Consider the following 11,600-nt stretch of genomic DNA (forward strand, 5'->3'; position numbering starts at 1 on the left):
CTGTATAAATGACTAATCCTTGCGCTTTTTGTTCCTCGTACTGGAGATTTAACTTATCACATAATGAAAAAAGCTCATCAACCTCTCTTTTCGTTAATCCTCTCTCCATTACTAATTTGTAAAATGGAAATCGCTGTGAATCAATCATTTGTAACAATAATTTTTGATAGTACTCCAATGTTTCCAAACGAGTCTCTAAAGATTCCATTTTAAACACCCTTCACAATGAACATTATTGTTCTTTATTTTATAGTATTTATCTTATTTAGAAAAGCAAATAATCAATGGAGGTCACATCATTCTAGTCTAACATAGAGCATATGGTTAGACTAGGATGATAAACCGCATTCTTAAATAAGTCAGTCGACAAATTGAATTTTTTTAGCGAATGATGAGAAATTTAGTTGTTTTTATTAGTCTTTTCTTACTTTTTTAAATTAAGCGTTTCCAATTCACTTTTTCATATTGCATTTTTTATCACACCGTCGTAAAGTATGATAGTACTTTAGTTAATGATGAGAGTTTGGACGGTGAAAAGATGAATTGTTGGAAAACAATAAACCTTCAAAAAGATGTTGGCCAAAACAGAATCTTATTTCTTTCAATTATTACCATGATCTTTGTATTTATTTTAACCTATCTACCTATTAATTTACTATTGCCAAACATTCATCTAAAAGACGAACATTTCTTTTTATTTGTTGTTTTATTTATAAGCTTGATGCCAATTCATAAATTGTGTCATGCTTTACCATTACTTTTTAGCGGAAATCGTGTCTCAGTAAAATTTAAGCAGTATTATATGATTCCGGTTCTAGAAGTAAAAGCCTGTAATAGTATAAAAAAGGGAAATATGATTTTGTCTCTCCTATTCCCATTTATTTTTATGACCGCAATTTTATGCTTAGTTAGTATCTATTTTACTCCATATGTTCATTATATCTGTATTGCAATGGCCTTTCATATCGGTTTATGTGTTCCAGATTTCATTTTTCTAAAGCAGTTATTGTTTGCTCCAAAAATGAGTTTAATAGAAGAATATGAAGATGGTTATGAAGTATTGATAAAAAAATACTAGTGTTCATGGATAATGCGATCAGTGGGACCCGATTTCCCACTGATTTCCAGAGAGACTTCTTTCAATTCTAAATCATCCTATGTAACGCAAGCCCCTCTGTCACAATTTAACATTTTTCATTTTTGTCAATCTTCAAACCTATCTTTTTCATAAATAGTTTGGTAATCTAATATGTATAATGAGGGAAGGGGGATCTCCAATGTTAATTCTCTTCATTTTGTTTGCAGTCTTTATCTTGTTTTACATAAATAAGCTAACAAATACGTTATGCTTAGTTCGTGAGATTCCTGAAGACCGACAAACAAAGGTTTTTCGAACAATCAATGTTCTTATTACGATTTTGTTAATCTCTTCATACGTAGAAATTTTGTTTGCTTAGATTTTTGACAAATATAAGAACGATACAAACTACATAGTAGTATGCTGACATAATTTCTGTCGGCGATTTTCTAAAAAGGAAAGAGGGCGACTCAATCCTAAAGGTTCAGACCCCCTCAAACACTTTATATAATAGACTAATGATTAGGTTAGTTTACTATTTACTCGTGTTTGTAGGAGGGGTCAGACCCTTTTGAGTCACCCTCTTTCCTTTTATTTTATCTTATAACCAAGCTGCACCAACAATGATTAACAAGATGAACAATACAACGATCAATGCGAATCCACCTGCATATGCTCCACCCATTTTGACACCCCCTTTAGCTTTTATTACGATATCCTATGCAAAACAGCCTACAAACGAATAGGCTATTGCTCCATAGTAGCTAAATTTCTATAGTTACACTTAATAAATATAGGCAGCACCAATAATAATTAATAAGATAAACAATACAACTAGCAATGCAAAGTTATTTGAAAAGCCAAATTCTTTCCCCATGTTAATTACCTCCCTTATCTTTTCAATGTATTCTATGGTTAAATGCTCCATCATGATTGGACGATCGCCTATTCGTTTAGAAATACAATAAAACAGAAATGAAAATTTTGTATCTATGTTAAATTATGGTATAGTATCTTCTATGTAAAATTCATTAAAATTCTTAACTAGGAGTTGTAAGGATGAAAAAATTGTCAATAGCATTAGTAGCAGCAACAGGTTTATTCACACTTAGTGCTTGCAACAATAACGAGTCAGAAACAATTGTTGAAACAAAAGCTGGTGACATAACAAAGGATGAATTTTATCAAGCTCTTAAAGACCGCTTTGGTAAAGATGTGCTTACAGAGCTTGTCCATGAAAAAGTATTAAGTGAAAAATATAAAGTTTCGGATAAGGAAATCCAAGCCGAATTTGATAAATATCAAGCCCAATTAGGTACACAATTTACAAGCATGGTCGAAATGCAAGGGGAAGATGTCATTAAAGACATTTTAAAGGTTGATTTATTACGTAAAAAAGCGGCCGAGGCAGAAGTGAAAGTAACCGATGAGGAAGTTAAGGAATATTATGATTCACTTAAAGGAAAAATCAAAGCTAGTCATATTTTAGTTGCCGATGAAAAAACTGCTAAAGAAATAGCGGACAAGCTTAAGTCGGGTGAAAAATTTGAAGACCTTGCAAAACAATATTCGACTGATCCTGGTTCTGCTCAAAATGGCGGGGATTTAGGTTGGTTTGCTAAAGGGTCTATGGTCAAGGAATTTGAGGATACTGCCTTTAAACTAAAGGAGGGCGAAGTAAGTGCCCCTGTAAAATCTGATTATGGCTACCACATCATTAAAGTAACGAAAACAGTTACAACATTTGAAAAAATGAAGGATTATTTAAAGGAAGACGTAAGCACACAAAAGCTTCAACAGCCAGATACAATCCAATCAGCTCTTGATAAAGAGCTAGAGAACGCAAATGTCAAAGTTAAGGACGAGGATTTAAAAAATATTTTTGACAAAGAAGAAACTGAAACAAATGAAAAGACTACTGATACACAATCCGAAAAATAAATCTAACAGCTTATGATGATAAAAAGGCTGTCTTTAAGGAATCTGACTCCTATTAAGACAGCCTTCTTTCATATAATGGAACAATGTTAACTAGCTGATTGGTCTTTTTCAATTGGTTCTTCTTGAAGCTGCATCGCTTTTCTCCGTTGCCGCTCTTGCTCAATACGTTCTAAAAAAACTTGTCCCTCTTTTTCAATGAACTCCTGATCAACCTTTTTATCTTCACGTGCCGTTTTAAAGGCCATATACCCACTGACAAGAATCCCAATAATGCAAACATATATCCACCACGGTAATAAAAGCATAAATCCATCCCCCTTTTATAACTCGTACAATTTTTAAGAAGCATCTAAGCAGACTTGCATCTTCTTTGCTAGAAGAATCATTTCATTCTACCGATTCGCCTAGATTATTCTATTACTAGAAAATATGAATGATGGTATTGAATTATTCCAAGGAAATGGAATTAATCTAGTATTTATTACATATTCCCTTAGAGAAATGATGGAGTTTAAGGTTTAATAGGATTAAAAAGCGCAGAACAGGAATGAATTCCTTATTCTACGCTTCTTCATTTTACTCTTTTATAAAGGTTGGTTTGTAAAAGGAACGATTATCAAGGGCGAATATTCTTTCCGTGAATTCCCCTGGCTTCACTCGTTCTAGTGCTCTGTCTAGCATATTCATTTTTGCATCAAGGTTATCGATATAGTGAATAATTTCTGCCTCTTTTATCATTGGCGGCTTCGGGCTTCCCCACTCCGCTTTACCATGATGGCTCAATACTAAATGCTGGAGAATGACAACCTCTTCTCCTTCAATTTGTAAATGCTCGGCTGCTTTCGCAATTTCATTTACCATAATTGAAATATGGCCAATTAGGTTCCCTTCAACAGTATAGGTCGTACTAATTGGTCCAGATAATTCAATGACCTTTCCAAGATCATGAAGGATAATCCCCGAATAAAGTAAATCGGTATCAAGGCTAGGATATAATGTTGCAATTGCTTTTGCTAAATCCAACATGGAGACAACATGATAGGCTAAGCCTGATACAAATTCATGGTGATTTTTTGTAGCTGCCGGATATTCGATAAAAGCTTCACCATGCTTTTTTAATAAATATCTTGTAATTCGTTGTAGCTTAGAATTTTTCATTTCAAAAATATATTGCGTAATTTTCTCATTCATTACATCTTTTGCAACGGGAGCTGTTTCTAGGAAATCAGCTATATCAACTGTTTCATCATCATGTTTAGGTCTGATGTTGCGAATTTTCAATTGATTTCGACCACGATAATGATGAATATCACCATATACTTTTACAATTTTTTGAGGTGAATAGATCACTTCATCCTCCTGAGATGCATCCCAAAGCTTTGCTTCAATTTCACCTGACGTATCTTGAAGTATTAATGTTAAAAATGCCTTTCCATTGCTTGCAATTCCCTTAGTAGAAGATTTTATGAGAAGATGAACATCTACCTGTTCCCCAACATCATAATGGAGTATTCCTTTCACCATAAACTAAGCTCCTCTCTCATTTTTGTCTATTCTATTTGTTATGAATTCATAAATTTTTAATACGATTTTCCCCAGTGTATGGATAGTATAGCATAGTTCTAAGGACTACGGGTGATATAGCTTGGAGGTTCCAGCTAATTCATTTAGATGAATCACCGTATCCGATTGATAGTTTTCAGCGATATGCTTATGACATGTAAAAAATATCACTTGGTTTTCCTGTTTTAATTCCTGCATAAGCTTAATGCTTTCGGCCGTTCTTTCATGATCAAAATGAACAAAGCTATCATCAATCATAATCGGTAATGTCACCTGCTCGTTTATCGTTTTAACGAGTGCTAAACGAATCGATAAATATAATTGTTCGGCAGTTGCTTGGCTTAGCTCCTCAGCAAAAAATCTCATACCGTCATTTCTCTCGACAATAAACGATTGCTTTTGGTTAGGTAAAAATACTCGGTGATATTGCTCCATCGTTAAAGTACGAAAAAACTGTTCAATATGGCGGATTAATGCCGGAAGCTTTGTTTGCCGATACCGTTCAACCGTTTGATGTAATAAGTCTTTTGCTAATGCGCGAACAACCCATTGCTCAGCTAATTCTCTTACTTCCGCTTTTTCCATTTCAAAGGAATGCAATAAATTTGAATACACCCCATTTTGTTCAATATTGTGGATTTTAACATCAACTGTTGAATATTGCTGATGCAAATCCTTCTCGAATTTAGTTAACTTCTCTACTTCTTGCTCTATCACTAAAAGCTGTTCATCAATATCATCGTATTCCTTAATAGTTAGTTGTTCGAGATTCACATTTCGTTCTGTTGCAAGCTGTTTTTCAATCCATAGCTTCTGCTTAATTAACTCTTCTCTCTCACTATGATGGTGAGCATATTTCCGAAATTGTTCTTCGTCCTCAAGCCCAGCCTTTTTTAGAAGACTCTCCTTTTCTGCCTTTAGATAAGAAATCTTATCCTCTAACGAACGAATTGATTCTTCGAGTTCATGCTTCCGTTCATGAAGATTTGTTAGCATTTTGACCTTTTCATTTTGTTGTAGTGACAGCTTGTGAATTTCAATAGCTGCCTCTTCTATTGATAAATATGATAGTTGGCAAATCTCGAGCATTTCTATTATTCTTCGTTCGTACTGGTCAATTTCTTCATTAAGAATTTGTACTTCAGACATATCTTTATTTCGTTTTAACAACAGCTCCTGAAGCTGCTGAAGTAGTTCGAATGCTTCTAAAATAATTTCAGGTGCTGCTGTTCTATCAATTAGCAGCTCTTTTGCAAGCTGTTTATACGTTTCCTCATGATGAAATTGTTCCTTTTCCCATTCTTCAAAAAGACTTATTACTCTGTCATAGTTTCTTTCATACTGCTTAAAAAGAAGTTGCTCATGATGTAGGGCTTGCTTCGTTTGATTATCCTTTTCCATTTCCAGTAATAACTTCGACATTGACGTTTGCCCGGAATCAGCTTCAGTGAATTTTGCCAGTTCTTCTTCAATTGATTTTATCTGTCTTTTTAAATGTTCGGCAAACGCGTCCTTTTTCATCGTCACCTGTTTAATGATGAACAAAGAGATGAAAAACCCTATAATTAAAACGATCGAGACTAGCCAATATTGGGAAAACATCGCCCATCCAGTACCCGCTGCTACTAAACAAGCAAATAAACTACTGATAGTGAGCCGTTGTTTTTTTTCCTTTTGCTGCTCTTTTTTACGAATAGTTAGCTGATTTGTGAGCTGCTTTTGCTCTTCTTTTAAATAGTCACGGTTCGTCGATTGCCTTTTTGATATTTCGTGTTCTAACTTTTGCCGTTCATAATCTGAAAGTATGCTCTTTTTTAACTCTGATATTTTCCATTCTGTTTCCTCTAGTAAATTCTTCGTTTGCTCAAATTGCTCATCTAATGTTTTTTTCCGTTGTTTTAATTGTTGCTCAGCGATAATTGCATTTTTTATTGATTCTTTCATAAGTACTGTTGCTTTGATAGTTAGTAATTCCTCATCCGAAACATTTGGATAGATTCTCTGCTTATACATATGAATCTCATGCCCAGTTTGATTAATGCGCTCTATAAGCTGATCACGTTTTTTCTTTTTTTCTTTATAAACTGGCAATTGTTCACGTAAGCTTGTAATGCTAGGATAAAGGTCTAGCACGGCTTGATTTACAACGATTCCATTTTCCTCATTAATTAATTGCTCTTGCTTATTATGTAAAACATGAAGCTCTGCCTCTAATGGTTGTAAAGTAACATTGTAATAATCTAATTGCTGTAAACCATCCTCAGGAAACTCCTTAGTATCTGGAAGACGTAAAAGCTGTTCTTCACACCAATTAAGCTCACGGAGTAACGGAAGAACCGCTTGAATTCTTTCAAGCTCCCTTTGACTAGCTAACGCTTGTTTTTTTTCAAGTGCAGTTGCCTCGAGCTTCCGTTTCAGATCATTTCTTTTATCAATAAGCATTTGGTAATCATGATTGTTACGTTTTGCTTCAAGAAGTCTGCTGTGGCTATCCTTTAATGTCGTAAGAGCCTCATTAAGGATTGGCCTCTTTCCAGTTGGCTTATAAAGAATATCCTGTTGTCTAGTTAATGTATTTTCGATCGTAAATAAAGCATCCGCTCCATAAATACTTGAGAGGAATAGATATTTTCCTATTTGATCAGAATTCATTTTTTGTATCCTTTGCAGACCATGGATGTCAAAGGAAAAGATGGAACGGTATGTTTCCCGATCAATACCACCTAATATAGCTTGAAGGTATGCCTCATCTAGCCTAGTGCCATCCTCATTCTCTATTATTAAGTCTCCACTTGCCTTTCCCGAAGTCCTCTCAATTTTGATTGATTGATTGTCATCTGTTCGGACAACAATGTATCCGCCGTATGCATTACTCTTTTTTGGTTCATATCTATTTTCCATTTGTTGTTTCGTAGGAAAACCAAAAAAGATACTATGAATAAAAGACATAATTGTCGATTTTCCCGCTTCATTTTGCCCGTAAATCATTTGAAAGCTCTGGTCTTTAAAATTAATGAACTGATTTTCAAATTTCCCGTATCCGTAGATCATCAGCTTTTCGATTAGCATTCTTATTTCACCTCACTTTGCAGCAATATCTCCTGGCGCAAAAGCTTTTCCGCTTCCTTCAAAAGCTGCTGCTGTTCCTCACTAGTAAACTCATCAATATAACGTCTGTATAATGGATGGCTCATAAGTGGTTGAAGAACATCATTAAAAGCGTTATATTGTTCAACAGACTCATGCAGGTCATTAAAAAAGGATTCAAGCTTAGTATTTTCCTCATAAAGATATGTTTGATTTGTCATTTTATAAATCCAAATAACGGGTTGATTGCTATGCTCCTCTTCATTTAAATCATCCATCATATCCTGTAATGTTTCATGACTATGTAAATTTGCCGCTAGATTTCCTGTTCCTATAAATTCAATCGTTAGCAACATTGGCTTTCCTCGTTGGCGTAGTTGCTCTATAGACAATCTGCATTCATGAAGTAAATCAGTCATCGTCGTAAGTGTGTCAATTGAAATTTGTATTTTATCCCATATGACTTCCTCAACTGATACAAATGTCAAAATAGGGGCATCTTCTTTCATGTCAACAAAATAAAAACCCTTTTCCCCTGCCTCTTTTCGATGTCTCCCTTGGATATTCCCTGGATAGGCAATCACAGGGTCCTCATGTAATAGTTGTCGCTTATGAATATGGCCTAATGCCCAATAATCAAATTTTTTCTCTATGAGCTCTGTTAACTTAAAGGGACAATAAACATCATGTTCATCGTTTCCTTCAATAGAGCCATGGAGCATACCAATATGATAAACAGAAGAATTATCCACTTTTTGATACTTTGCCGTGATATTTTCCCGTACAGAACGTGAAGGGTAGCTGTAGCCGTATATATAAGCAAGAGGTTGTTCATTTTTTTCAAAGATTTTCATTTCCACTTGTTCAGAGGAAAAAATATGGATATTTTCCGGCCAGGATAGCTCGATCCAATTCCCTCCCATATGATCATGATTTCCATGGATAACATACACTTCGATATTCGCATTAGCCAATCTTTCAAATTCTTTTTTTAATTTTAATTGTGCTTTTAAGCTTCTATCCTCTTCATCATATAAATCACCTGACAGCAAAATAAAATCTACTCGCTTATTAATTGCAAATGTAACAAGCCGAGAAAATGCCAAAAAGGTACTCTCTCTCATTTTTTCTAGCAACTCTGGGGGCAAATGCTTTAAACCAACAAATGGACTATCTAAATGCAAATCAGCCGCATGGATAAATTTTATCGAATCTCTCATTTTCTTCCCATCCTTAAAAATCTACTGATGCTAGATCATTTCATTTATAAACTTTTATTATATCCACAATTTCCTTCATTTATTTTACCATTGATAAAATACGAATGCACGTTCTCTATCAAATAATAAGATAAATCGTTCCTTCGACTATTAACATATTTTGAATACAATATGCCTTGGCATGTGACTCCCTTTTCCTTCCGCTTTTTTGCATCTGGCTGTTTATGAGGATAAGCGGAAGGAATTTCGAAAACGGGGATACATGAATGCGAATTGAGGAGAGATTAGAAATAGATTATTAGTATAGAATGAGGAGATTTAAGACAGGAAATAATTGTAAAATACAAAGAGGTGTACACAAACTAATTATGTGTACACCTCTTCCTATTATTATTTATCTTTAGACATTGTTAATGCTCGTTTTAAATCTTTAAACGAAGAAGATTTTCCGTAAATGAGGACTCCACCTTTGTAAACCCGTGCTCCAAATATAGCCAATGCTGTTATCGATGCCACAAGGATAATGATCGAGAGTGCGATTTCCCATGGAGGGATATTTAGCATTCCTACCCGTAAAAACATGATCATTGGTGTAAAGAACGGTATATACGAACTGATTGTAATAAATGGTGTGTCAGGATTTGATAACCCAAACATAGCGATCATAAATGCCCCAACAATTAGGAAAATCATCGGTGAAATCAATTGTTGGACATCCTCAATTCTACTTACTAGCGAGCCAAGGAATGCAGCTAATGTTGCAAATAGGAAATAACCTAAAATAAAGTAAATTCCTGCATAGACAAATGTTGAAAGCGGGATATCAGTAAATCCTAGCTCTCCACCTGTCAGCGCACTTAGGTCATCTATTTTAGAACGAATGGTCACAAAACCAGAGACAAAGATGATCAACATTTGCGTTAAACTTAGTAAGCCGATACCTATTAATTTAGCAAACATTTGTTTAACAGGAGATACACTAGAAATTAAAATTTCCATTACACGTGAAGATTTCTCTGTTGCGACCTCTGTTGCAATCATACTTGCATAGAGAATCACTGAAAAATAAATAAAGAATAATAGGACATAAACAAGCACCCTTGCTTGATTTAACTCATCCTCGGTTTTTGCATTATCTTCAAGTGCAACTTTGCTTATTTCGACTGGTGTAAACAATTGGTTTAATTCCTCAGCATCTAGACCTAACTTCTGTCTCCCGATTTCCTGCTTTGTTTGCTGAAGTACTTGCTCAACCTGCATAAAAATAGAGCTATCAGTCATAGACAATGTTTTAACTGTTGCAGTAGGTAAATTACTAGCATCATTTTCTAAAATAATGATGCCATCTAATTCTTCCTCTAATACTTGTTTATCAAGTTCTTCCTCAGTTTTGCTAGCCTTTTCGATATCAAAGGGATTCCCGCTTACTTTCAGATTTGCCTCGAACATTTGATAAAGTTCATTTGTCTCATCAATTACAGCAAATGTTTGTTTGTCTTGCTCATCATCAAAGAAGTTGATAATATTGCCAATGTTTGATAATCCGTAAATGAGTAATAACATAATTAACGTAGTAAAGATAAATGATTTCGTTTTTACTTTACTTAAATACGTATGTGCAACCATGATCCAAAATTTATTCATAGGAAGCACCTACCTTCTCAATAAAAATATCGTTTAATGAAGGTTCTTCAAGAGCAAATTTACGAACAAAACCTTTATTTTGTAGTTCATGGAAAATCGTACTTGCCACTTCCTCATTCATAATTTGCAGCGCAACACCATCATACGTCTTTTTGAATTTAGTCACGCCTGGTATGTTTTCAAGAAAATCCATTTCAAAATCACCTTGAATGAAGACATTTTTCTTCCCAAATGCCCGTTTAATTTCCCGAAGAGAACCATGAACAACCGGTTTACCATGATGCATGATGCACAAATGCTGGCATAACTCTTCAACATGCTCCATTCGGTGACTAGCAAACACGATAGACGTCCCTGCTTCTTTTAATTCGACGACAGCTTTCTTTAGTAACTCAACATTTACTGGATCCAACCCACTGAATGGTTCGTCTAAAATAAGCAGCTTCGGCTTGTGTATAACCGCTGCGACAAATTGAATTTTTTGCTGATTTCCTTTAGAAAGCTCTTCAATTTTCTTATTTGTATAATCAGGTACCTTTAATCTTTCAAACCAATGATTCATTTGAGTAAGTACCTCTTGTTTCGTCATGCCCTTCAATCTTCCTAAATAAATAAGCTGTTCCTTCACCTTAAGCTTTGGGTATAATCCCCTTTCCTCAGGTAGGTAGCCAATTTCATCACTTTCATTGTATGTAATTTTTTTGCCTTTCCACTTGATTTCCCCATCTGTTGGGTTTAACAATCCTAAAATCATTCGAAAGGTTGTTGTTTTACCAGCTCCGTTTGCCCCTAGAAATCCAAAAATTTCACTCTCAGGAATCGTAATCGAAAGCTTGTCAACTGCAGTATGTGTCCCAAATCTTTTTGTTACCCCGTTTATTATTAGGCTCATTTCATCTCTCCTTTCCACTATTTGAATACGAATGAGTTTCCAAAAAGTTTCATTTTCATCGTAATGTATCGTATTTGCTGTTTTCGTAAACCTTTTTGTTTTTTAGTTTTGGTTGATTTCCTCTTGCGGTTCTCGCTTTTCACGGATGGTGGTGAGCCTCCTGATAATGATATAC

At 34.8% G+C, this 11,600-nt stretch carries 12 protein-coding genes; 3 read left to right on the top strand and 9 right to left on the bottom strand.

What is annotated here, in order from left to right; translation table 11 throughout:
• The coding region (locus tag HU235_RS21345) for a DUF1878 family protein (protein WP_174881513.1) at window positions 1–208 on the bottom strand (208 nt) is incomplete at its 3' end.
• A gap of 330 nt (window positions 209–538) precedes the next feature.
• Here HU235_RS21345 and HU235_RS21350 point away from each other — a divergent pair.
• The gene (locus HU235_RS21350; protein ID WP_095300990.1) at window positions 539–1,078 is read left to right on the top strand and encodes a DUF3267 domain-containing protein; all 540 of its coding nucleotides are present in this window, start codon (window positions 539–541) and stop codon (window positions 1,076–1,078) included.
• A 199-nt stretch (window positions 1,079–1,277) separates the two neighbouring features.
• Window positions 1,278–1,457: a hypothetical protein gene (locus HU235_RS21355; protein WP_095300991.1), complete on the top strand. Its 180-nt coding sequence runs from the start codon at window positions 1,278–1,280 to the stop codon at window positions 1,455–1,457.
• Window positions 1,458–1,679: 222 nt separating this feature from the next.
• On the opposite strand, the gene HU235_RS21360 is transcribed toward HU235_RS21355, so the two are convergent.
• Together HU235_RS21360 and HU235_RS21365 are read right to left on the bottom strand one after the other, a co-directional pair.
• Window positions 1,680–1,763 (bottom strand): YjcZ family sporulation protein, encoded by an 84-nt coding sequence (locus tag HU235_RS21360; RefSeq protein WP_095300992.1) that lies wholly within the window; start codon window positions 1,761–1,763, stop codon window positions 1,680–1,682.
• A gap of 99 nt (window positions 1,764–1,862) precedes the next feature.
• Complete coding sequence (locus tag HU235_RS21365; protein ID WP_141231527.1) at window positions 1,863–1,955, bottom strand: YjcZ family sporulation protein; 93 nt, start codon at window positions 1,953–1,955, stop codon at window positions 1,863–1,865.
• 182 nt (window positions 1,956–2,137) lie between these two features.
• Here HU235_RS21365 and HU235_RS21370 point away from each other — a divergent pair, with 182 nt between their 5' ends.
• Window positions 2,138–3,019: a peptidylprolyl isomerase gene (locus HU235_RS21370; protein WP_174881514.1), complete on the top strand. Its 882-nt coding sequence runs from the start codon at window positions 2,138–2,140 to the stop codon at window positions 3,017–3,019.
• A gap of 86 nt (window positions 3,020–3,105) precedes the next feature.
• On the opposite strand, the gene HU235_RS21375 is transcribed toward HU235_RS21370, so the two are convergent.
• The 6 genes from HU235_RS21375 to HU235_RS21400 all read right to left on the bottom strand — a co-directional run bounded on the left by HU235_RS21375 (window position 3,106) and on the right by HU235_RS21400 (window position 11,425).
• Complete coding sequence (locus tag HU235_RS21375; RefSeq protein ID WP_095300994.1) at window positions 3,106–3,324, bottom strand: sporulation YhaL family protein; 219 nt, start codon at window positions 3,322–3,324, stop codon at window positions 3,106–3,108.
• 271 nt (window positions 3,325–3,595) lie between these two features.
• Entirely contained in the window at window positions 3,596–4,543 is a 948-nt protein-coding gene (yhaM, locus tag HU235_RS21380; protein ID WP_145584491.1) for a 3'-5' exoribonuclease YhaM, read from the bottom strand.
• A 105-nt stretch (window positions 4,544–4,648) separates the two neighbouring features.
• A complete protein-coding gene (locus tag HU235_RS21385) occupies window positions 4,649–7,651 on the bottom strand; it encodes an ATP-binding protein (RefSeq protein ID WP_174881515.1) in 3,003 nt (1,000 codons plus the stop codon).
• Window positions 7,652–7,653: 2 nt separating this feature from the next.
• Window positions 7,654–8,889, bottom strand: a complete 1,236-nt coding sequence (locus tag HU235_RS21390) for a metallophosphoesterase family protein (RefSeq protein WP_174881516.1) — start codon at window positions 8,887–8,889, stop codon at window positions 7,654–7,656.
• A 390-nt stretch (window positions 8,890–9,279) separates the two neighbouring features.
• A complete protein-coding gene (locus tag HU235_RS21395; protein WP_174881517.1) occupies window positions 9,280–10,533 on the bottom strand; it encodes an ABC transporter permease in 1,254 nt (417 codons plus the stop codon).
• Complete coding sequence (locus tag HU235_RS21400; RefSeq protein WP_174881518.1) at window positions 10,526–11,425, bottom strand: ABC transporter ATP-binding protein; 900 nt, start codon at window positions 11,423–11,425, stop codon at window positions 10,526–10,528. Before HU235_RS21400 ends, HU235_RS21395 begins: the two co-directional genes overlap by 8 nt.
• Window positions 11,426–11,600: the final 175 nt, after the last annotated feature.

The sequence above is a fragment of the Metabacillus niabensis genome, from assembly GCF_902829255.1.
Taxonomy (GTDB): domain Bacteria; phylum Bacillota; class Bacilli; order Bacillales; family Bacillaceae; genus Metabacillus; species Metabacillus niabensis.

Coding starts and splice junctions, on each gene's coding strand:
- HU235_RS21350 (WP_095300990.1), top strand. CDS start 539: ATGAATTGTTGGAAAACAATAAACCTTCAAAAAGATGTTGGCCAAAAC.
- HU235_RS21355 (WP_095300991.1), top strand. CDS start 1,278: ATGTTAATTCTCTTCATTTTGTTTGCAGTCTTTATCTTGTTTTACATA.
- HU235_RS21360 (WP_095300992.1), bottom strand. CDS start 1,763: ATGGGTGGAGCATATGCAGGTGGATTCGCATTGATCGTTGTATTGTTC.
- HU235_RS21365 (WP_141231527.1), bottom strand. CDS start 1,955: ATGGGGAAAGAATTTGGCTTTTCAAATAACTTTGCATTGCTAGTTGTA.
- HU235_RS21370 (WP_174881514.1), top strand. CDS start 2,138: ATGAAAAAATTGTCAATAGCATTAGTAGCAGCAACAGGTTTATTCACA.
- HU235_RS21375 (WP_095300994.1), bottom strand. CDS start 3,324: ATGCTTTTATTACCGTGGTGGATATATGTTTGCATTATTGGGATTCTT.
- yhaM (WP_145584491.1), bottom strand. CDS start 4,543: ATGGTGAAAGGAATACTCCATTATGATGTTGGGGAACAGGTAGATGTT.
- HU235_RS21385 (WP_174881515.1), bottom strand. CDS start 7,651: ATGCTAATCGAAAAGCTGATGATCTACGGATACGGGAAATTTGAAAAT.
- HU235_RS21390 (WP_174881516.1), bottom strand. CDS start 8,889: ATGAGAGATTCGATAAAATTTATCCATGCGGCTGATTTGCATTTAGAT.
- HU235_RS21395 (WP_174881517.1), bottom strand. CDS start 10,533: ATGAATAAATTTTGGATCATGGTTGCACATACGTATTTAAGTAAAGTA.
- HU235_RS21400 (WP_174881518.1), bottom strand. CDS start 11,425: ATGAGCCTAATAATAAACGGGGTAACAAAAAGATTTGGGACACATACT.